The sequence below is a fragment of the Fibrobacter intestinalis genome, from assembly GCF_900167415.1.
GTDB classification, from domain to species: Bacteria; Fibrobacterota; Fibrobacteria; order Fibrobacterales; family Fibrobacteraceae; genus Hallerella; species Hallerella intestinalis.
This window is the reverse complement of record NZ_FUWU01000016.1, coordinates 26,323-48,438: the sequence shown is the minus strand read 5'-3', so window position 1 is coordinate 48,438 and position 22,116 is coordinate 26,323. Positions and strand designations below refer to the sequence as shown.

Genomic DNA, 22,116 nt, shown 5'->3' with positions numbered 1-22,116 from the left:
CCGCGCCATCACAAACAAATCTGCTGCAATTTTTGGCATTCGTCCCTAGACCATTCTTCAAAAGTCTTTGCGGAAATATGCGCACGAGCTTGCTGCATCAGGCGAACATAAAAATGCAGATTGTGAATCGCAGAAAGCGTCCAGCCCAGCGGTTCTTTCGTTTTAAAAAGATGTCGAAGATAGCCTCTGCTATAATGGCGGCAACAGGCGCAATCGCATTCGGGATCCAGCGGAGCATCAAAAGATTTTGCATAACGTGCGCTTTTGTAACGCAAGATGCCGCGGCTCGTATAGACCAGACCATCTTGAGCATGCTTGGCGGGCAAAATGCAATCGAACATATCGACTCCGCGCCGGATCAGTTCCAACAAATTCCAGGGTGTCCCGACTCCCATCACATAGCGTGGCTTATCCTTGGGCAAATAATCCGTGCAAAAGTCCGCGACCCGATACATCATTTCCGCAGGCTCCCCGACAGAAAGTCCACCCATCGCATAACCATCGGGATCGATTTTCACCAAATCCTCTATTGCCTTTTTTCTCAAATCCAAAAACATCCCGCCCTGAACGATTCCGAAAAAATACTGCGGATAGCCGAAAAGCGGCGGGTGCAAATCCAGCCAGGCTTTGGCTTTTTGGGTCCAGTCCGTCGTATAGGCCAGCGATTTTTCCGCCTCTTCCTGCGAGCAGGGATATGGCGTACATTCATCGAAAGCCATGATGATGTCGGCACCGATTTCACGTTCCGCAAGCATCACGCTTTCCGGTGAAAAAAAATGGGACGAACCGTCTAAATAGCTTCGAAACGCGACACCTTCCGGATGAATTTTCCGAAAGCGCTTAAGACTCCAAACCTGAAATCCTCCGCTGTCCGTAAGCATTGGCGCATTCCATCCCATAAACCGCTGAACACCGCCCGCTGCACAAATCGTCTGCGTCTCCGGTCGCAAATACAGGTGATAGGTATTCGCCAAAATGATTTCGGCTTGCATTTCCCGCAAATCCCGAACGGCAAGCCCTTTGACTGTCGCATTCGTTCCCACAGGCATGAAAACGGGAGTGCTCACGTCGCCATGCGCCGTCCGAATTTTTCCCAGACGGGCCTTGGAGTTTTCGGAAACCTGCAGCAATTCAAAAAACGGAGGATTCATTGCAAATAAATTCCATGCTGGAATTAAAAAAGACTCGGGGCATTCGCGCGGGCTTCTTCCAGCGAAACCGTCTTCACCGATTTCTCAGAACGGCTGTTGTCCTTGCGCAAGTTTTCCTGCGAAGCGTAAAGCTCTTTCAAAAAATCGGGGCGTTTTTTCGGATTCATCCAACGCTCCATCAGGCTTGCACTCGAGCCCGCATCTCGCGAATAAATCACCGGTGCATCGGATTCCGGAGCGATTTTAACCGCCGTATGAATCGCCGAAGCGGCAGCACCGCCAACCATAATCGGCGTTTGCAAACCTTCCGCTTTAAACGTTCTAGCGACATTGACCATTTCATCCAGACTCGGTGTAATCAATCCCGAAAGTCCCACCATATCCGGCTTGTATTTTTTGACGGCCTCCACAATTTTTTCACAAGGGACCATCACGCCCAAATCGATGATTTCATAATTATTGCAAGCGAGTACAACGCTCACGATATTTTTTCCAATATCATGCACATCGCCTTTGACGGTCGCCATCACAATTTTCCCCGCACAAGAACTTTCGCCGGATTTTTTCCCCGCCTGAATATACGGCATCAGCACAGCGACGGCGCGCTTCATCACGCGAGCGCTTTTCACCACCTGCGGCAAAAACATTTTTCCTTCGCCAAAAAGTTTTCCGACTTCATTCATGCCGTCCATCAGCGGGCCTTCAATCACCTGAACCGGTTCCGCTATCTGCAGGCGTAATTCTTCCACGTCGACTTCAATAAATTCTTCGATTCCTTTCACCATCGCATGGCGAATACGGCTTTCCACCGGTTCCTTTCTCCAAGCGAGAACGTCTGCATTTTCATTCCCCGACAGCTTCCGATTTTTGACCGTTTCCGCATAAGCCAATAGCCGATCCGTCGCATCTTCCCGGCGGTTAAAAATCAGGTCTTCGATGAGCGTCCGTTCCTCTTCGGGAATATCTTCGTAAACAGGAAGAACGCCCGCATTGACAATGCCGAAATCCATTCCCGCTTTTCCCGCATGGTAAAGGAAACAGGAGTGCATGCTTTCGCGGATGGAATTATTTCCCTTAAACGCAAAGCTCAAATTGCTGACACCGCCGACGACGTGTGCAAACAGCAGATTTTGCTTGATATAGCGGCAGGTTTCAATATAATCCTTCGCATAATTCGCGTGCTCCGCCATGCCGGTTCCAATCGTCAAAATATTCGGGTCAAAAAGGATGTCCTCGGGCGGAAAATCCAACTTGTCACGCAGCAGACGATACATTCGCGTGCAAACATCCCGCTTCCTTTCAAAGGTCGTCGCCTGGCCATTTTCGTCGAACGCCATACAGACCACGGCAAAGCCGCGCCGCCGAATCTGCTCTGCTCGATATAAGAATTTTTCCTCGCCTTCTTTCAAGCTTATCGAATTGACAATGCCTTTGCCCTGAACGCATTCCATGCCAGCCTGCAAGACATTCCAACGGGAACTGTCTATCATTATGGGGCAGCGCGCCACATTCGGCTCCGACATCAAAAGATTCAAAAAATGAACCATTGTCTTTTCGGAATCGATCATGCCGTCGTCCAAATTCACGTCGATAATCTGCGCACCGTTTTCCGCCTGCATCACGCCGATGTTTACCGCTTCCGCAAAATTTCCTTCCCGAATCAAATTCGCAAATTTCCGCGATCCCGCGATATTCAAGCGTTCGCCGACATTCACAAAGCGGCTGTCCGGAGCCACTTCCAAGCTGTCCAAGCCCGAAAGCAGTATATGTCCGGATTTTGGGGGCACTTGCCGAGGACGGCGACCATCGAGGATTTTCGCAAAATGCCGAATGTGTTCAGGCGTCGTTCCACAGCAGCCGCCGACGATATTGACCAGTCCCTCTTCCGCATAACGGCAAATCCACTCCCCCATCATCTCCGGCGTGTCGTCGTAACCGCCGAACTGGTTAGGAAGTCCCGCATTCGGATGCACGGAAACACGGAACGGCGCATTCCGAATGTCGCGCAAATGAGGAATCATGTCCTTCGCTCCCAAAGCGCAATTGAAACCGATGCTGAAAATCGGATAGCCCGAAAGCGAATGCCAAAAAGCCTTAGCCGTCTGGCCAGAGAGAATCCGCCCCGAAGCGTCGGTAATTGTTCCCGAAACCATAATGGGGAAAAGTTTCCCCCGTTCATCGCACACTTGCCGAATGGCATACAAAGCCGCTTTGGCGTTCAGCGTATCAAAAACGGTTTCCACCAGCAAAATGTCGGCGCCACCGTCCAAAAGACCGTTCACCGCCACCCGATAGGAGTCCGAAAGTTCCCGGAAAGTCACCGCCCGCGCCGCAGGATCCGCTACATCCGGACTCATGCTTGCCGTCTTGGAAGTCGGTCCCAAGGAACCCGCGACAAAACGACGTTTCGGCGTCTCGCCCGCATCCAGTTCTTCTTGTTTTTTTAAAGCAACGGCCCGGCATGCCACTTCCGCAGCCGTTTTCGCCATTTCATAAGCCACATTTCCCAAGCCATATTCGCGCTGTCCTATCGGCGACGCTCCAAACGAATTGGTTTCGATAATATCCGCGCCCGCTTTCAGATATTCATGATGCACCCATTCCACTTTATCCGGGCAGGTAAGCGAAAGAACGTCGTTATTTCCCTTCAGTTCCTTATCCGCATCTAAAAAGCGCGCACCCCGGAAATCCGCTTCGGAAAGCTTGAGCCGCTGAAGCATCGTACCAAAGCCTCCGTCCAAAATCAAAATGCGATTTTCAGACGCAGCGAGCAATTCCTTGTAAGATTCGGAAAACGGCAGGGACATTTCGACCTCTTTTTTTATGCGTATTTTCAAATATCCGCATAAAAGATAGCAATGTTTTCCTTTTTTCACCGATTGGCAAGATTTGGTTGCTGCCCTTCGATAAACTCAGGGACCGGTTGTCGAAGCATTCATCAAAGCTATTTTTAGGAGCCAGCTTTAATAATTTGCAACCAAAGGCAACCGCCGAACATCCAAGCAGAGAAATGAACGAAAAAGAGATTGTCAAAAAACTCCAAAAAGGAAATTTAGACGCCCTGAAAGAGCTCTGGGAAAACTACAGTTCCCATGTTCTGAATCTCTCGTTCCGCATGCTGCTGGACAGAGACCTGGCTGAAGACATTCTGATGGACATTTTCGTCCAGATTCCCGACGCGATCCAAAACTTTCGAGGCGAATCCTCGCTTTCTACATGGATTTATGCGCTGACCAAAAACGCCTGCCTCATGAAAATCCGCAAAGAAAAAGTACATCTGCGCATCGAAAAAACGCAGCGGAACGAAATTCACGAATCTTCCTTTGGAGAATCCGCTTCCGAAAATTTCCGCCTAGCTAAAGATTCCCTTTTTTACGGCCTTTCCGTTTTAACGCAGGAACAACGCAGCCTGCTCTGGCTCAAAGACGCCGAAGGTTTTGACCTCAAGACCCTTTCGCAAATTTTCCAAGCTCCGGAGGGCACCCTCAAAGCCCGCCTATCCAGAAGCCGCACCCAAGTCCGCGACTTTTTGAAAAAGGAGAAATCCTATGCATGAACAAATCGATTTTTCAAAAGCGGTTCTTCTTCAACCCAGAAAAGATTCCTGGGAAAAAGTAGTCGCCCGAATACAGGAAAAAAAAGAAAAGGAACGCTTCATCCGATTTCGCTGGTTTTCTTCCGCCGCTTTGGCTGCAAGCGCCCTGCTTGTCGCCGGAGCCTGCTTCTTCGGTGTGAACCATTCTCTGGCTTCATCGGAAAGCGATTATACAGACACCGTACTCAATTCGGCGGCCTGGTATTCTTCGCTGGGTTCCGGGGAATCCGTAAGCACTTTTGCAACAGCCTTTGACACCTACTACTCGACAGGAGAATAAATCCATGTCTAAAAGTTACATTTCCATTCTCATCTGCGGTCTGATTCTCGCCTTCGCTATCGGCTTCTTTGCCGGAACAACCGTCTTTTGCAAGAATCCCCTAAAACTGGCGACGGCACCAGAAGAAATCGACAACCGACCCGAAGAGTCTCAAAATTATTCCGCCAAAAACTTTAAAAACGACCGTTTTAAACGGGCGATAGACTCGGCTCTGGGCCTTTCCCCCAAACAAATCGCCAAACTGGATTCTTTCAATCAAAGCAACAGATTTTTGCGCCGGGATATACGAGAAAAAATCCACGCCGCCGAAATACGGCTACACGACATTCTAAAGTCCACCGTGATGGACGAAGCGGAGCTGCAATCGGTACGAGCGGAATTGCTGCTGTTAAATGAAAAACGCCTTGACGAAAGAATTAAATACATTCATTTTTTCAAAAGCGTGCTAACTTCGGAACAAATAACGCACTTCAAAGACTTGCAAAAAGAATTTCAAGGAAAGTGGCCAACGCCACATTTTCCCGAGCAGTGCAATAAAAAAGATGAAATGCCTCCGCATGTTCTCCATCATAAAGGCCCCGGAAATCACGGCGAAGCGAGAAAGCCACAAAATGGATTTTAGTGACTTTCATCACCTGTTAGTAAAACAAAAGTTCTTTAACAGGAAAATATGCAGCAGTTTTGGTTTACAAGCCTTTCGATAATTGTTATATTAGAGACATAATTGATTTCCTCCATACCCCAAAAGCGCAGACCTCTTCGGAGGTCTGCGTTATTTTAAATGGTATTCAAAGCTGCAATGAAATTCAAAACGCCTATCATTCATTTGTACGAATTTCTGAAAAAGGCTAGCCATTTTGAATGTCAAGCAATTCTCGCTGCATCGCTTTTCAAACAAGAGAAATTCTTTCCGCTATTCTACACTAAAGAATAGCAGGGCAAGCGAAGCATCTCGCAGCCAGCGAGAGAAATCCTCATTGTGAAAGAGGAATTCACCTTTTGAAAATGAATTCACCTTGAGAAAGAAATATTCCTCTCTGAAGAAGCAATCGCTATGATGGAAAAAATCATTTCCCTAAACATCTCATTTCGTCCAAAGCTGCAAAGCTCCTAAGACTTATGGGGAGGCAATTCCCTTTTGCTTTACAAGAAAAAAAATTTCCTTTGTAAAAACATTCATTCTGCGAAAGAAAAGTCGCCTTGTGAACGGAAGCCCAGCAGGAAAAAACATTCTATTCTTCGCTAAAACAATGGTTTCGCCATAAAGAAAAACATCTTTCAATACCGAAGAAAAAAAACGCTTGCCAAGACGGCAACATAACGACAAAATCTACACTTCCGAAACTTCCGCCATCGCTTTTTTCACAAGCTCTATGCCAGCACCCGAATTTGACGCTCCTTCCGAAAGAATCTGCCGGAATTTTTTTCCTCCAGGAATTCCCGCAAAAAGGCCAAAAAGATGTTTGACAAGAATCGTCAGCGGGCAACCTTCCGCAAGCTCTTTTTCCATATAAGGCAAGAATTGTTCCAAAAGCTCTTTGCGCGTTGCAGGCGCCGCATCATCTTTGCCAAAAATTTCCGAATCCGCCGAGCGAAGAATCCACGGATTCGCATAGACCGCTCGCCCCATCATCACACCGTCAACATGCTGCAAATGCGATTTCACCTGATCCAGAGTTTTCACATCGCCATTCACACTGACATTCCAATCGGGATGTTCCGTTTTCAAACGATAAACCGATTCATAACAAATCGTCGGTTTTTCCCGATTTTCTTTGGGAGAATATCCCCGCAGTTTTGCCGTTCTCGCATGAATAATAAACGCATCGCAACCCGCGGAATGCACCGTTTCCACAAAATCCTTGAAAAACGCATAATCCGTCCATTCATCCACTCCCAACCGGGTCTTGACCGTGACCGGTATTTTCACCTTTGCCCGCATCGCCTGCACACACTCGGCAACCTTGTCCTTTTGCTTCATCAGAACCGCTCCGAAAGAACCGCACTGAACCCGTTCCGATGGACAGCCGCAATTCAGATTCACTTCATCAAAGCCGACATCTTCCACCATTTTCGCACATTCCGCGAGCATTTTCGGTTCGCTCCCTCCGAGTTGCACAGCCACGGGATTTTCTTCGGGGGAATGTTTTAAAAATTTCGGTTTGGCATGCAAAAGCGCATTGACAACAATCATTTCGGTGTAAAGAAGAACTTGCTTGGAAAGAAGACGCAAAAAATAACGTTCATGCCTGTCGGTAAAGTCCAGCATAGGAGCAATGGACAAGCGTCTGTGGAAATGCAAATCCGAAAATTTCATGCGACCAAATTTACAAATCGACAAGCAAAACATTTTTGCTTCCTGCAACAAAAACAAGTCCCCGCCGATTTTCCCTTTTTCGACATTTCCATTCGCCATTTTCCTTTTTCCGTTCAAAAGCCAAGAAGCAAAAGGCGGATTTTTCAAAAACAAGTATATTTAGGATATGGACAAAATAAAGAACATCGTTATCGCCGGCGGAACTCACGGCAACGAACTGACCGGCATCAAGATTTATCAGAAATGGCTTGCCGACAAAAATTTTTACCGAAGCAAATGCCCATCCGCAAATATCGAACTTGTGCATACCAATATCGAAGCTTCCGCCGTATGCCGCCGCTACATCGACAGAGACCTCAATCGCAGTTTTTCAAATAAACTTCTCGCCTTGCAAAATCCCAACAGCTACGAAATTCGCCGGGCGCAAGAACTCAATGGACGCTTCGGACCCAAAGGTCCCAATACAAAAACAGATTTGATTATTGACGTTCACAATACAACGTCAAATATGGGAATCTGCCTGATTCTTTCGGCACGCGATCCTTTTACCATGCGGGCAAGCGCCGAACTCGTGAAAGAATTCCCCCATGCGTTTCTGTATTACCAACCCGAAGAACGGGGCGAATCGCCTTATTTTGGAACGATTGCCAAAGCGGACATTTGTCTGGAAGTCGGCCCCCAGCCTCACGGTTCCTTGAACGCCCATCTCTTTTTTGAAACCGAAAAAATTGTTTTGCGCTACTTGGAACTCGCCGAAGAATGGAATCGGGGAATTTTGCAACAAAAGCCCAAGAAAAAAATCGACATCTATACCCAATATCAAGACATCGATTATCCCCGCGACAAATTCGGGGAAATCACCGCCATGGTGCATCCGAATCTTTTGAACGGAGATTATCGGGAAGTCAAGCCCGGCGACCCGCTTTTCCAAACCTTCTCCGGCGAGGATGTTCCTTATAGGGGCGAATTTTCCGTCTTTCCGATATTCATTCACGAAAGCGCCTACTACGAAAAAAAATTAGCGATGAGCCTCACCACCAAAACGAACGAGGAATGGTAATGGAAGAGCAAAACGAAGAACTGCGCATCTTGACCACCGAAGAAAAAATTCAGTCGGTGAAAGCCCTGATCGAAGCACAACAGAAATCGCCTTACAAATCCCGATTCAACGAAATTCTGGACAGTTTTGAAGACTTTCTGATGATGCGGCCCGAGCCGCCCAAAGAATGGCAAGACCGCTTTGACGCTTCGGGAAAAAAATTCGATTATTGGCAAATCGTTTTACCGGCGGATTTTCAGGATCCCTTTGAAGACGATTTGGGCAACATCCGGCGGCTTCGTAACGAATTCGCCGACACCAAACCAAGCATGGCCTTGGAGCATCTGCTCATTTCGCAAAACTACTTTCTCTATGAAAACGGACACGCAGCTCCTATTCCCGCCCCGCAGCCGGTTTTGATGCTCGAAAGCATGGACGATGAAAACTCCAAAATCGACTGGGACTGCTGTTTCACTCTCTTTGGAGATGGCAGCTACTACGCCTACAATCTGGAGCAGGACGAAGAAGAGGAACTCGGCGAAGACTTCCAGACCGTTCTCGCCCAAAAAATTGGCATTCTTTCCGAAATGCGCCTGATTATTCCAACCGAAGGTCGGGACTATGGTATTCTCCACAGCTGACATCCGTAAAGGTTTTCGCCGTTTCCATTTCGCACTGCTTTGGTGCGCATTCTTTAGCGTATCGTCTTTTGCGGCATTTATCCAAGAACCGATTCCCCCGTCCGCATCCCAGAACTATTTTGAAGACCGAAATTTCGACGGTAAAATGGATTATGCGAAAATCGCGTTTCTCGGAAACCTTTCCCCAGAATATATCGACTCCACCCTGCAAAGCGTCACCCTTTACTGGCCGGATTCCGCAGGAAATAGCCAAGCGTTCCTCTTTTCCCCAAAAGAAATCGTTCAAGACTCCGAAAACGCCAACTCGATTCTTCTGGACTTTTCCCAAAAAACGGGAATCCTTTTGGAACGCACCGATTTGGACGCTAAATCCCGATACGCAGAAATTCTCTACACCGATTCCACCCGTGTGAAAGCGCTGATGCGCGAATCGCTGCCGCCTCATATTTTTCAAGCGACCTTGCGAAGCCATGCCCACGGAAAGGACTCTCTACTCGTCCGCTTTACGGAAGACGTTTTTGAAAACGACAGTCACAAGGAAATTCTGCAATTCAAGCGCGCCGATGCAATTCATGCCCTGCCTGCTACTGCCAAATGGTTAAACAACCGAACCCTCGTCCTCTGGAATGAAATCCCGAATGGAGATTTTCCCCGCGCCGGCGACTCTTTGCGCATTCGCCCAGGAGCTTTGCGGGATTCTTCACAAAACAGCGTTCCCGAAACCTCTCCCTTTGCAGTTATTTCCGGTTTGTCGAGCATTCAATTATACACAAATTCACTTTCGATTCCTGAAGAAAGCGAAGCGCTGCGCAATGTTCCGATTTTTGAACGGATTTTTTCGGACACCACCGAAATCCATCCCAATGCGCAAGAGCTAGGCGTTGCCTTGAAACTCGGTGGAAACGAATTTCGGCATTTTATTCAGGAGTCCGTCCTGCTCGATTCCGTTTTCGCAGAAAACATCGCGATCTCCATTTTCCTGCAAATCTACACAACCCAAGGCGAATATGTGACGGGAGTTCATTCCGAAACCCGTTGCAACGACACGCGTTTTCTAGGAGGAGATTGCCTTCAAAAGCAACAGATCCTTTTTTTGAAGTGGAACCTACTGGCCAGCAACCGCCGAAAAGCCGCCACAGGAGCTTACCTCATCAAATATTCCTCTTCCATCCGACATCAAGATAAAATCCTTTGGCGCAGCGATAACGGAAAAAATTCTTCCGCGGTCTGGGGAATTAAAAGGAAATCCCAATAATGGCCTCTTCAAAAAACGCTCTTTCAAAAATAGAGTCCATATCGCATAGTTGCGGAACCTGTCTAAGCGCACTCGATTTTTCTTTGCTCAAGCCATTTTTAGAGGTTGCCTAATGGAAATTTTTGAACGAGAAATATACAGGCATTATTTCCAAGTCGGCGGTTTTGTTCCCATGCCAAACAAAACTGAGCAAGTCCATCTGGATTTTCTTGTTGAGCATTATGACGCTTTTTTCTTCGACGCATTTGGCACTTTCTATTGTCGGGATAATTACGTCTATCCGGGTGCCGTGGAAATGTACAAAAAAGTGCGACGCTCCGGAAAGCCCATGCGCTTGGTCACCAATGCAGCCTCCTCGTCCATTTCTAAAATGATGATCCAACTGGATCAAATGAACATTCCTTTTGCGCCATCGGAAATCATTTCGTCGGGGACTCTCTTTCCGGATTTCGCCCAACAGATTGGCATACACGAAGCGTTTTACGTCGGGAAAAAAGATGGCTTGGAACATTTAACCGCTGGTGGCGTCCGAGCGACGGAATTCCCTTCGGAAAATACGGTCATCGTCTCTTCGCAAAGCAAAGATCCCGCCGTATTCGACAGGGCTCTGGAAATTTTAAAACGCCCGAATGCAAAACTCATTGTCCTGAATCCTGACGCCTGGGCTCCACGCATTGGACACAACCGGGAAGGCGTTTCTGGCTATTTTGCACACAAACTTTATCTGGAAGCCAAGCCGCAAACCTATTATTTAGGGAAGCCATTCAAAGGCATTTACGAAAAAGCGCTTGCGACTCTTCCCCAGCCTATGCGCACCGTGATGATTGGCGACACGCTGGCGACGGATTGCGGAGGAGCGATGAATGCGGGAATCGATTCCGCTCTATTGATCGGTAGAAATCAGCCCGCAGACGAACTGGAAGCCGACGAAAAATTTTTGAATCTGCGACCGACATATTATTTGAACTTGACTTAGATGAACAATTTTCCAGCAAAGGGACAAGGGGTTAGGGATCAGAGACAAGGGGAAAGTGCGGCAACCGGTCCCTGCCCTTCGATAAACTCAGGGACCGCCGGTTAGTGTGCTTCGACAAGCTCAGCAGCCGTTTGTCGAACTAATCGAAAGGCAAATAAATCGGGTAGAATTTTGTATATAAAAATTTCCCATTCCACCTTTTTCTCACTTATATTTTCATATTTTACAAAGCAAAAGTACTCTTGTTCAAGAAAAATATATTAAATTGTATCTTTCTCTCCCGCATCACCGGGAAACAATGCCGTCCAAATGGTTTTGGGCAGCTCTTTTTGTTTTTCGGCACGCCGGAAAAGGATGATGAACATGACCGACAAAAATAAACATCTTTTACGTCTCGCCGACTGGAGCGAGGAACGCATCCTCGACACGGTCGAAATCGCTATTCGCCTCAAAAAAGAAGTCCACAATGGACAATTTTCAGATCGTTTTCACGGGCAGAATATCGGAATGTTCTTTGAAAAGCCCTCTTTGCGAACGATTACCACCTTTCAGGTCGGCATTCACCAGCTCGGTGGTTCGGCAGTTCTCCTTGCCCCCGATTCCATCGGACTTGGCAAACGCGAAAGCATCCACGATGTCGCCACCTGCCTTTCCCGCTGGGTAAATGCGCTGGTCGTGCGCTGTTTCAAGCAGGAACTTGTCGAAAAGCTCGCCGAATACGGATCCATTCCTATCATCAACGCCCTCACAGATGATTCGCATCCTTGTCAAGCATTTGCCTTTGCACAAACCATTCGGGAACAACTCGGCGACTTCAGCGGAAAGACAATCGCTTTTATCGGTGACGGAAACAATGTCGCCAATTCCTTCCTTGTCCTTTGCGCAAAACTGGGTATGAATTTTACACTCGCCTGCCCTCAAGGATACGAGCAGCCCGAAGCCGTCATCCGCGAAATGGAACCGCTTTTGAAAAAACGCGGACGGCAATATCGCGTTTTCCACGACCCGAAAGAAGCCGTCAAGGACGCCGACATTCTTTACAGCGATGTCTGGGTCAGCATGGGACAGGAAGGCGAGAAAGCCGCCAAGCAAAGCCACTTTCTCCCATTCCAGATTAACGACGAACTTTTGCGGTTTGCCCCATCGCATTGCAAGGTTAGCCACTGCCTTCCCGCGCACCGCGGCGAAGAAATCACGGATTCCGTGATGGACAATCCAAAAATCAATATGGCATTTGAAGAGGCCGAAAACCGTCTGCATGCGCACAAAGCGGTCCTTTGGCAACTGATGACGCCGACTGCGGATTTGGGAAAGGTCTAATCCAAAATCTTTATCGGGAAAACGCCTTCGCTTTGCGAAGACGTTTTTTTATTTAAAAGTTTCGGGTAGTATTCAGGAATTGCTCACAAAACAATTTCATTCCATAGCCGACATTTATACGCAAGCATTATGGCGAACGAGTTCGCCGATTATCGTTCACGACAAGCCATCCCCGATTTTCGCCGAAGAAAAATCCATTAAAAAAACGCAGCCGTTTTTATTTTCTGTAATATTTTCGCTTTCAAATAAAAATGAAAGCCAAGAAAACTTGACTTTCATCCTTTTTCAAAAAAACGAATTTTTACGAAGCAGTAGAATCCGTCGCGAAGGAATCCGAGACCGGGACTTTCGGAAGCGTATCCGCAGCCGGAACGACACCCGTTGAATCTGTATCGAGGATTTGCGTTTGCGCCTTTGCCGAAGAATCCGCAACAGGATGCGGCTCTTCAACCGTATCGCCATTCAAAATCGTTTCCAGCATTTCTGCGGCCTGCAAGAATTCATTCGAATCCGAACAGCTCTTGGTTCCCAAAATTTTTTGCAGATACTGCTTTTGCAATTTCTGGTCGCCTTCCGCTCCAGCGATATTCGCCAATTTAATCAAAGCGGCACAACTTTTGGAAGCCTCCGGGAATTGCTTGATTTCCCGAGCAAAAACGATTTTCGCCTTATCCGTTTGTCCGGCATCCGAAAGGCAGACGCCCATCCAGTAAAGAGCTTCGCTGGCAATGGTTCCCGTTTTCGATTCTTCGTAAATCTGTTTGAAACCCGAATACGCCAGTTTGATTTCGCCTTTATGATAGTCTGCGCGCGCCGTGGTGAAAAGCGAATCGAGAGCCTGCATTTTTTCTGCAGAAATGACAGCACTGTCCGCCTGAACCGTTTCGGTCTGCCCGCCAACGACAACCTTCTTGGAAAGAATTTTGTCCGACTTGCCAAGAAGCATATCCAGCCGATAAAGCAGTTCTTCATGATGACTGTCATTCTTATCGCTGATGTCCGCAATCTTGGAAGAAAGCATCGCAAGTTCGACTTTCATCCTTTTTTGCACAAGGCTCAAGGAATCTATGATGCGCTGCAACGAATCCATCCGAGCGTTATTCGCTTCGACAGATGCCGCCACTTCCTGCCTGACATCCTTTTTCACGTCATCGCCAACCGCTTGCATCTCCTTGGTTCGGAGAAGAGTCACGCTGGAACACGCTGTAAGAGCGAATGCGCAAAACAAGGAACCAAAAATCAGACGTTTCATAAAACCCTCTAATTCGCCAAAATGACGACGCAATTACTTTTTGATATTGACTTTAAAATTGGCACGGCGATTCTGGGCAAAAGCTTCTTCGGTCTGACCGGCAACCTTCGGCTTTTCCTTGCCATAGCTCACGGTTTCCATGCGATCGTCGCCCACGCCATAGGCACTCAAAAATTCTTTGACTTTCATGGCGCGCTTGCTGCCGAGTGTCATGTTGTAATCTTCCGTTCCGCGCGCGTCCGTGTGCCCTTCAACGACAATGACAAAACGGGATTCCTTCAACAGAATGTCGCCGACCTGCGTCAAAATTTCCTTCGCCTTTTCTGTAAGTTCAGACTTGTCGAAATCGAAATAAACGTCTTCGGACATCAATTCATTAAAAAGTTTTTCCACGCGAGCACGTTCCGCTTCTAGGCGTTCTGCCTCCAGACGCTCCGATTCCAAACGCGCTTTTTCAATCGAATCCGCCTTTGCTTTCGCGAGCGAATCCGCATTAGGGGATGCCGCAACAGCAGCCGGTTCTTCCTTGACGACCGGATTTACGGGCGGCTTGTTTTTGGAGCAGGCAACGACCGCAAAAACCGCAGCAGCCGAAAGCGCAAGCATCATAAACTGTTTCATTGTTCTACCATCCTTCTTCGTTTTGTTGTGAAATCTGTTTTTGTTTTTCCGGGGAATACCACGACCACGTCGGAGAAGTGTTTTCTCCGCCATTCGTAATCCGGGTTACGTTCGTTCCATCTTTACGCATCATGTAAATCTGGTAAGAACCGGAACGGTCGCTCGAAAAAGCGATGAGCATTCCGTCGGGAGACCAGGTCGGGTGTTCATTGTTGCCGGCGTTGCTGGTCAGCTGGACAATGTCGGAGCCATCCAAAGCGCAGGTGTAAATATTCATTTTTCCGCCGTCCATCGACGTGTAAACAATGCGGTCGCCCGAAGGACTCCAGGAAGCCCGTTCATTATAATTTCCCATAAAGGTCACGCGGCGCACATCGCTTCCATCCTTGCCCATCGCAAAAATCTGCGGTCTGCCGCCCCGATCGCTCGTGTATAAAATTTCTGTTCCGAACGGACTCCACGAAGGACTCACCTGTGAAAATCGGCCATACAGCAGCTTGCGGCTCTTTCCCGTTTCCGGGTCGCCCAAATAAAGAGTCGTCTTGTTTCCGCTGATGGAAGCGAACAGAAGTTCGCCTGTTTTCGGATTGACTGCCGGACTGAAAGTCTGCGACTTGTCGGCAAAAAGACGACGCTCGGCAGAGGAATTCAAGCGACGCTCAAAAAGTTGCGCCTTGCCGTTTCTAAAGCTGACAAATACAATTCCTCCGTTGTCCTTTGTCCAAGTCGGCATCATGCTGATTGTCGTGTCGCGGGTGATTTGGCGGCGATTGTAACCGTCATAGTCGGCGACCACTATCTGCTTCACACCGTCAATTTTAGAAACCCAGGCAAGAGAGGTCGAAGCGACTCCGTATTCGCCCCAGAGCTGTTTTACCATTTTGTCCGTAAAGTCGTGCAGGGCTTCGCGAACCTGCTTTTGTGAAACCGAATAGGCTTCGCCCAAAATCAAATCCTTGGTCTGGGTCGCATAAAGGTAGCACGAGAGTCGCACTTTGGAACCGTCGATCTGTTCGATTTTTCCGGTAACGTAGAATTTGGCTCCGGCGCGGACAAAAGTGACCATTTTGAATTTTTCGCTTTCCACAACGGCAAAACGCCCCGACAAATGAAAATCATTTTTTAAAATCTCTTCGGGCTTTGCAGAGAGCGCTTCAAATTGTCCGTTTTGTTCAAAGGGAATCAGCCCAATCGGCATGGTATTTTCCAAAGAAACGCCGACATCCACAGAAATCGTATCGATGGCGGCGAATGCGCCCGACAGAGCGACCAGCAAAAAGACGATCCCTAATTTTATTTTTTTCATCTTTTCCAAAAATACAAAATTTGAATTTTCCCGACAGTGGAATTTCCGTTCTCTCGAGCGTCAAAGCCGAATTTTCGCATTCTTCTTCAGTAATTCTAGAACAAAAGAATACAAGAAAAGCCCCGAGAAGAACTCGAGGCTTTCGTGCGAGTGGCAGGACTCGAACCTGCAACCTACTGGTTCGTAGCCAGTTGCGCTATCCAGTTACGCCACATTCGCAAAGGAACGACCCAAATATAAAATTCCTGCGATTTTTGTCAAGGGGTTCTCATCCTTTTTTTGCATTTTTATTTCTGGTCGATGCTCACGGTCAAGGTATAGGGCTGCGGCAGCTGGTCTTTTGTCGAAATCGACTCCGAATAGCGAACCACAATATAATAGGCCAGATAGTCCGTCACCGTATTCGTTCCGCATTCGTGGATATCCCCGATGCCGAAAGTCGTGTCGATTGCCGTTTTCTTTTTCAAATTTGCCAAATCGACTGTAAGAAATTCATCGTTGTCAAATTGACATTCTGCGGGAGCGTCCTTCATTTTGGCTGGACCGAGAACGGCCAGTTCCAGCGGTATGGAGGCAGTCCGTCCCGAAAGCCGGACAGAAACCGTGTCGCGTTTTTTCAAATATATCTTGAAAAGATCCTCGCCATCTGCGCAATTCTTGCTGTACTGTCCGCCGAGAATTCCCGTCACCGTAATGCCCTTCGTCAATTTGGAGCCGTCGTAGAATCGGAGCGAGGAATCCATCAGCACTTCGGCATCCTTGGGCTTCGAGTTGGAATAGCAGTCGGAGCCTTCATATTCATCGCCGTCGAGGAACGGGTATGTCGAAAAAGTCACCGTCTGCAATTTGCTCTTGTTGCCGTCGTCGTCCTTCAGATTTTCAAACCGGAGGGTGTCGTAATCGCTGGCAGGAAGCAGCCTGGGAATGCCCGCCACCGTGTCTTCGGCGCCGACGATGAAAATTTTCTTCCCTTTTTGCTTGACCACGGAGATTTTCACGTTGGAAGAGACCTGATCTTCATCAAAATCGTCGATGCTCTTGTCAAAGACGGCGACCAGCGTGTCCATGGGGGAAACCGAACCGAAAACGCTTTCCAGTTTAGGAGGGTCGTGATCCACCGACCCGCATGCAGACAAACCGAAAAGGGAACATACCAGCGCAACCGGAATCCAACGCTTAAAAGAACGCATTTTCTAAAACTCCATCTGAATTTTCTTCCGCATAAAATTACATTTTATTCAAATTTTTTACCACCCCCATCCTTGACTGTTTGATAAAATGAACCTATTTCAAAAGATTGCTTCGCTGTTTTCCCGCTTTTTCCCCGCTCCCGGAAAAAAAGTTTTTCTCTGGTTGGGCATTTTCCTGATTCCCTGCATTGCCATTTTCATCGCCATCTACCTGTATTTTTCCAGTCTGGTTCCCACGCTGCCTTCGTTGGAGCAGCTCGAAGACATCGAACCGAAACTCGTCACCACGGTCTATGACAAGGACAGCGTTCCCGTCCATGAATTTTTTGTCGAGCGCAGAATCTGGACGCCCATCGATTCCATTCCGCCCATGGCGATGAACGCCGTGATGGCAACCGAAGACCGCGATTTTTACAGCCACTGGGGGCTGAACATTCTCGCCATTCCCAAAGCCGTTTTGCAGTCGGTGTCCAAAGGCGACAAAATCCGCGGAGCTTCCACCCTGACACAGCAGCTTTCCAAGCTCCTCTTCCTGACGCCGGAGCGCAAAATTTCCCGAAAGATCAAGGAAGCGATGACCGCAGTCCGCATTGAGCAGACATACACCAAGCGGGAAATTCTGGAATTCTACATGAACGAAGTCTATCTCGGCGGCGGCAACTACGGGTTTCAAGCGGCGAGCGATTTTTACTTTGGCAAGTCTCTCGACAGCCTGACGATTCCGCAATACGCCATTCTCGCCGGAATGCTCCAACGTCCCGAAGGCTACCGTCCCGACCGCCACCCCGAAGTTGCCACGGAACGCCGCAATACGGTTCTTTTTGCCATGTACAGCGCAGGCTACATTTCCAAAGACGACTATAAGCGTTACATCCAGGAACCCGTCAAAACGGTAAAGCACCAGGTCGGAAACGGATCCGGGCTCTACTTCTATGAAGAAATCCGTAAATTCATGGAAAACAAATACGGGCAGAAATCCCTCTATGCCGACGGCGTGAATATCTACAGCACCATCGATCCGCAAATCCAGGCCTTTGCCGAACAAGTCGAAAAGAAACATATCGAACGCGTCCGCAAGCGTCTTCAAGCGCGAGCCGTCTGGAAACTCGGACTTTCTTCCAAATACAACCTTCCCGCGGACTCCGTCGTCGCCCATTTCGACAGCATTTACGCGCTCTTCAAAAAAGACTACCTCGCCAAGGACACCGCTTCGGATGTTTCCAAATGGCGCTATCCGGATTCTTCGCGTTACCACGCCCCGCAGATGGCCATGATTCTTATTGAAAACGGAACCGGAGCCATTCGGGCGATGGTCGGCGGAAACGACTTTAACGAATCCCGCTGGAACCGGGCGGTGCAATCCCTTCGCCAACCGGGTTCTTCTTTCAAACCCATCGTTTATGCGACGGCAGTTGAATCGGGAGCTTCCCCCTGCGATTCCATCAACGATCAGCCCGTCACCATCGAAGACGAAAAGGACCCGTCCAAAACGTGGCGCCCCGCCAATTTTGACAAAGAATTTGAAGGAATGATGACCTTACGCCGTGCGCTCTACCGCTCCATGAACCTTCCCGCGGTGCTGACCGGCATCAAATACGGACTTCCCAACGTGGTAAACTACGCCCGCAAGTTCGGCATCCGCAAAGCTCCGCTGCAACCCGTTCCCAGTCTTGCTCTGGGTTCCATCGGCAGCACTCTAATGGAAATGACTTCCGCCTATACGGTCTTCCCCAATGGCGGCGTGCGGATAGAGCCCTACATGATCGATTCCATCGTCGATAAAGCCGGGAACATCGTCGAAAAGCACAAGAGCGAAGAGAAATCAGTACTAAAACCCGCCAGTGCCTACATTATGGTCGATATGCTCAAGGATGTCAACGTCCACGGCACGGCGGCACGTGTCGGCGCCAGCGGATTCCGCCACCCGAGCGGCGGCAAGACGGGCACGACAAACAATTACACCGACGCCTGGTACATCGGATTTACGCATTACTACACCCTCGGCATCTGGGTGGGAACCGACTCCCCCGCTCCTATGGGGCCCGGGCATACCGGCTCCGAAGATCCTCTCCCCGCATGGATTGAAGTCATGAAGGAACTCCACAAAGATCTCCCCATTCAGAATTTCAAAATGCAGCCGGGAGTCGTCAGCAAAAAAATGTGCAACTTCACGGGAAAAATCGCCGGAGAATTTTGCGGAACCACATCCTATTGCCTCTATTCCGCGGGACACGTTCCAACGGAATCCTGCGATGGCACCCATATTTCCGGCAAAAAATCCGCGGACGACGCAACGCTTTTCTCCAGCAAAACCTCTGCCGAAGGCTCCATGAAAGCCAAATCGAAAAAAGAAAAGGACGCGCCTCTGCCCAAAAAGAAAACCCGGCAGATGTTCTGATTTTCGCCCGGGAAATTTTACCGGGCATCCCTTATTTCCCTTTCTGGAGCACAGCCACTCCCCATTGGGGGACAAGGCAAATCCGCGCACGAACTCGCAACTGATAACTAATAACTATAACTGACAACTAACAACAAGCCTCTCGTGCAGCCGATTTTTTGAAAATGAATTTTTAGAGGCGACCAAAAATTTGGGAATTATATACAATCTTCCTCCAAATTCCCTCAAATAATTTTTTTCAAAGCATGGATTTCTTTTTCACAAGGGGAATTTCTTCTCGCAGACTGCGAGATGCTCGCTTTCCCATGAGCCTTGGAAGCTCCGCTTCCTTTAGGCGAATTGTCCCTTGCAGGGATACTTCAACTACGGAATCGGAGATTCCTAGTTTCAGGGATGCAGCGCCCCATGAGTCTTGGAAGCTTGCTTCCCTAGACGAATTGTGCAAAGCCCCATGAGCCTTGGAAGCTCTGCTTCCTTTAGGCGAATTGTCCCTTCCAGGGATACTTCAACTATGGAATCGGAGATTCCAAGTTTCAGGGATGCCTTGTAGGCCAGCGGGCGGAAGGGATAAGGGGGCTTCCAAGTTGACGCGTTGCGTCCGCGGCGGCGGCTCAGTAATGCCTACAAGCAAGCAAGCTTGCGGCGCACCATTCGCCTTGCACGCTTTTGCAAAGGCTCCCTTCCAGGGACAATTCGTCTAAAAGAGTAAAACTCTTAAGACTCATGGGCAGCCCCTTTTCCCTTCACCCTATCCCCCGCCACGCTTTGTAGTTGGAAGTTTTGGTTTTGTGGGGTAGAATTGGGTATTGCGCCATAGCGAGAAGGAGGAACTCGGTTATCAGTTATCAGTTATCAGTTTTCAGTTGTCAGTTGTCAGTTTCAACCCTCAACTCCCAACTTCCGACTTCCAACTTCCAACTAATCACTGATCACTAGTTGCTAATCCCTAATGTGGGCAAATCGAGATGGAATTTTGTATATAAGCCCCAAAAATTTGCTATCTTTGCATTTCGGTGAAAAACGCGTATAAAGACATCAAATCCTTAACAGCGGATGAACTCAAAGAATGGCTTTCCGCTCATTGCGAAAAAGCCTATCGGGCGGATCAAATCGAGAACTGGCTCTTTTGCCAGCAGGTTTCGAGCTACGACCAGATGAAAAACATTCCGCAGCAGACCCGCGACAAGCTCGCCCAGTCCTTCGCCATACGCTCCCTGACCGAAGTTCAGCACCTCATCTCTGTCGATGGAACGGTCAAGTGGCTCTTCCAAACCCCCGACGAAAAATTCATTGAAACCGTCCTCATTCCGACAAACGGACGCTACTCCGTATGCGTATCCACGCAGATAGGCTGCGCCCAAAACTGCGCATTCTGCAGAACCGCCAAGATGGGCTTCATCCGGAATCTGGAAGCAGGAGAAATTTTAGAAGAAATCATCCGCGTAAACGAATACCTGAAAGAGACCGGAGAAATCGACGCCGACGGGAAACCCGCCCAAGTGACGAATATCATTTTCATGGGAATGGGCGAACCGCTCAACAATTTGGAAAACGTGCACCGGACGTGCTGCACCCTGCACAACCAGAAGCTCTTCAACCTGGGCCGAAAAAAGATGACCATCAGCACCAGCGGAGTCGTTCCCAAAATCAAGGAACTCGTGGACAGAAACACGCCCTGCTGCCTGGCCGTCAGCCTCAACAGCACGAACAACGAACGCAGAAGTTCCGTGATGCCGGTAAATAAAGTCTGGCCGATTGAAAAGCTTTTGGAAGCGACCGACGAATACACCCGCCGCACGGACAACTACGTCACTTTTGAATTTGTTTTGATGAAAGGCGTCACCTGCACAGACGAAGCCGCCAAAGAACTGATTAAAATTTGCGCACCGCGCCGCTGCAAGGTCAATGCGATAGTCCTCAACCAGATGGACGATCCGAATCTAGAAGCGCCGACGCAAGAAGAAGTGGACCGCTTCCTGGAAAAAGTACGTGCCGCCCAAATTCAAATCACCATACGAAATCCGCGTGGACGCGACATCCTCGCCGCCTGCGGACAGCTCGCATACAAAAAACAACAGAAGGTAGCTAATGTTGACACAGAATCTGCCTGAATTCTGGGAAAATCTTTACATCGAACATAAAGATTACTGGAATTTGGGAAAAGCCACCCCCGCCCTGCTCGACTTTTTCAATAACCCGCTTTGTCCGCAAACAGGCAGCGTTCTTGTTCCCGGTGCCGGTTTCGGTTACGATGCGGAAGCCTGGGCGAAACGCGGACACGAGGTGCTCGCTGTAGATTTTGCCCCCACTGCAGTCGATGAACTCGACCGCATTTCGCGCAGACTCGAAAATTTCAAATCGCTGGATCTGGACCTTTTTGAACTGAATCCCAAAAATCCCAAAAAAGGCGGGCAGCAATTCGACATTGTCTATGATTACTGCACATTCACGGGCATCCATCCGGGGCGTCGCGACGAATGCTTTGAAGTCTGGCAAAAAATGCTCAAGGACGACGGCGTCGTCATCGCTTTCTTCTATCCGTTCCTGAACGGGAACACCCTGCAAGGCCCCCCGCATCCGACTTCCGAAGGCGAACTGATGGCGCGCCTCGGCGGCATTTTCGATGTCGTGGAAAGGGTTGCGGTAAATGACAGCATCCCCGCGCGCAAAGGCAAAGAAGAAATTTGGATTCTGAAGAAAGCCGCGGAATAAAATAATTCTATTTTTTAAGTCACCCCGCACTGGGGTGGCTTATTGTGTTTTAAACAAGAAGGA

The 22,116-nt window shown here is 48.7% G+C and carries 18 protein-coding genes and 1 tRNA gene; 11 read left to right on the top strand and 8 right to left on the bottom strand.

Annotated features, from left to right (window positions below; all coding sequences use genetic code 11):
- Positions 1 to 8: 8 nt before the first annotated feature.
- Both tgt and metH read right to left on the bottom strand, forming a co-directional pair.
- The gene (tgt, locus tag B5D40_RS06035; protein ID WP_078776190.1) at positions 9 to 1,151 is read right to left on the bottom strand and encodes a tRNA guanosine(34) transglycosylase Tgt; all 1,143 of its coding nucleotides are present in this window, start codon (positions 1,149 to 1,151) and stop codon (positions 9 to 11) included.
- Positions 1,152 to 1,174: 23 nt separating this feature from the next.
- The gene (gene metH, locus B5D40_RS06030; RefSeq protein WP_078776189.1) at positions 1,175 to 3,958 is read right to left on the bottom strand and encodes a methionine synthase; all 2,784 of its coding nucleotides are present in this window, start codon (positions 3,956 to 3,958) and stop codon (positions 1,175 to 1,177) included.
- Between the two features lie 203 nt (positions 3,959 to 4,161).
- Here metH and B5D40_RS06025 point away from each other — a divergent pair, with 203 nt between their 5' ends.
- From B5D40_RS06025 to B5D40_RS06015, 3 genes are read left to right on the top strand one after another with little or no spacing between them, the layout of a single operon-like run.
- Positions 4,162 to 4,707, top strand: a complete 546-nt coding sequence (locus tag B5D40_RS06025; RefSeq protein ID WP_078776205.1) for an RNA polymerase sigma factor — start codon at positions 4,162 to 4,164, stop codon at positions 4,705 to 4,707.
- Positions 4,700 to 5,026: a hypothetical protein gene (locus B5D40_RS06020; protein WP_073303606.1), complete on the top strand. Its 327-nt coding sequence runs from the start codon at positions 4,700 to 4,702 to the stop codon at positions 5,024 to 5,026. The genes B5D40_RS06025 and B5D40_RS06020 overlap by 8 nt, the downstream gene beginning before the upstream one ends.
- Before the next feature lie 4 nt (positions 5,027 to 5,030).
- Positions 5,031 to 5,648, top strand: coding sequence for a Spy/CpxP family protein refolding chaperone (locus B5D40_RS06015; RefSeq protein WP_078776188.1), 618 nt, complete (start codon positions 5,031 to 5,033; stop codon positions 5,646 to 5,648).
- Positions 5,649 to 6,356: 708 nt separating this feature from the next.
- Here the strand turns inward: B5D40_RS06015 and dusA are convergent.
- Positions 6,357 to 7,343 (bottom strand): tRNA dihydrouridine(20/20a) synthase DusA, encoded by a 987-nt coding sequence (gene dusA / locus B5D40_RS06010; RefSeq protein ID WP_078776204.1) that lies wholly within the window; start codon positions 7,341 to 7,343, stop codon positions 6,357 to 6,359.
- A gap of 166 nt (positions 7,344 to 7,509) precedes the next feature.
- Here dusA and B5D40_RS06005 point away from each other — a divergent pair, with 166 nt between their 5' ends.
- The 5 genes from B5D40_RS06005 (at position 7,510) to argF (ending at position 12,574) form a co-directional block, all read left to right on the top strand.
- Complete coding sequence (locus B5D40_RS06005) at positions 7,510 to 8,403, top strand: aspartoacylase (RefSeq protein ID WP_078776187.1); 894 nt, start codon at positions 7,510 to 7,512, stop codon at positions 8,401 to 8,403.
- Positions 8,403 to 9,023 (top strand): hypothetical protein, encoded by a 621-nt coding sequence (locus B5D40_RS06000; protein WP_078776203.1) that lies wholly within the window; start codon positions 8,403 to 8,405, stop codon positions 9,021 to 9,023. Before B5D40_RS06005 ends, B5D40_RS06000 begins: the two co-directional genes overlap by 1 nt.
- Entirely contained in the window at positions 9,004 to 10,278 is a 1,275-nt protein-coding gene (locus tag B5D40_RS05995) for a hypothetical protein (protein ID WP_078776186.1), read from the top strand. Before B5D40_RS06000 ends, B5D40_RS05995 begins: the two co-directional genes overlap by 20 nt.
- A 112-nt stretch (positions 10,279 to 10,390) precedes the next feature.
- Positions 10,391 to 11,254 (top strand): HAD-IIA family hydrolase, encoded by an 864-nt coding sequence (locus B5D40_RS05990; protein ID WP_078776185.1) that lies wholly within the window; start codon positions 10,391 to 10,393, stop codon positions 11,252 to 11,254.
- 363 nt (positions 11,255 to 11,617) lie between these two features.
- Entirely contained in the window at positions 11,618 to 12,574 is a 957-nt protein-coding gene (gene argF, locus B5D40_RS05985; RefSeq protein WP_078776184.1) for an ornithine carbamoyltransferase, read from the top strand.
- Between the two features lie 301 nt (positions 12,575 to 12,875).
- Here the strand turns inward: argF and B5D40_RS05980 are convergent, their stop codons facing one another.
- The 5 genes from B5D40_RS05980 to B5D40_RS05960 form a co-directional block, all read right to left on the bottom strand.
- Complete coding sequence (locus B5D40_RS05980) at positions 12,876 to 13,826, bottom strand: tetratricopeptide repeat protein (RefSeq protein ID WP_095849525.1); 951 nt, start codon at positions 13,824 to 13,826, stop codon at positions 12,876 to 12,878.
- A 33-nt stretch (positions 13,827 to 13,859) separates the two neighbouring features.
- The gene (locus tag B5D40_RS05975) at positions 13,860 to 14,447 is read right to left on the bottom strand and encodes an OmpA family protein (protein ID WP_073303621.1); all 588 of its coding nucleotides are present in this window, start codon (positions 14,445 to 14,447) and stop codon (positions 13,860 to 13,862) included.
- A gap of 4 nt (positions 14,448 to 14,451) precedes the next feature.
- Positions 14,452 to 15,753: a PD40 domain-containing protein gene (locus B5D40_RS05970; RefSeq protein ID WP_078776182.1), complete on the bottom strand. Its 1,302-nt coding sequence runs from the start codon at positions 15,751 to 15,753 to the stop codon at positions 14,452 to 14,454.
- A 145-nt stretch (positions 15,754 to 15,898) separates the two neighbouring features.
- Positions 15,899 to 15,972: transfer RNA gene (locus B5D40_RS05965), tRNA-Arg, on the bottom strand.
- Positions 15,973 to 16,040: 68 nt separating this feature from the next.
- Positions 16,041 to 16,943 carry a hypothetical protein gene (locus B5D40_RS05960; RefSeq protein WP_073303625.1) on the bottom strand — a complete coding sequence of 301 codons (903 nt, stop codon included), beginning with the start codon at positions 16,941 to 16,943 and terminating at the stop codon, positions 16,041 to 16,043.
- 88 nt (positions 16,944 to 17,031) lie between these two features.
- On the opposite strand from B5D40_RS05960, the gene B5D40_RS05955 reads away from it, so the two are divergent.
- From B5D40_RS05955 to B5D40_RS05945, 3 genes are all read left to right on the top strand, one after another.
- Positions 17,032 to 19,341: a penicillin-binding protein 1A gene (locus B5D40_RS05955; protein ID WP_078776181.1), complete on the top strand. Its 2,310-nt coding sequence runs from the start codon at positions 17,032 to 17,034 to the stop codon at positions 19,339 to 19,341.
- 1,013 nt (positions 19,342 to 20,354) lie between these two features.
- Positions 20,355 to 21,452, top strand: a complete 1,098-nt coding sequence (rlmN, locus tag B5D40_RS05950; protein WP_073303629.1) for a dual-specificity RNA methyltransferase RlmN — start codon at positions 20,355 to 20,357, stop codon at positions 21,450 to 21,452.
- On the top strand, positions 21,430 to 22,053 hold the full coding sequence (locus B5D40_RS05945; protein WP_078776180.1) for a methyltransferase: 624 nt from the start codon (positions 21,430 to 21,432) through the stop codon (positions 22,051 to 22,053). The genes rlmN and B5D40_RS05945 overlap by 23 nt, the downstream gene beginning before the upstream one ends.
- The last annotated feature ends 63 nt before the right edge of the window (positions 22,054 to 22,116 follow it).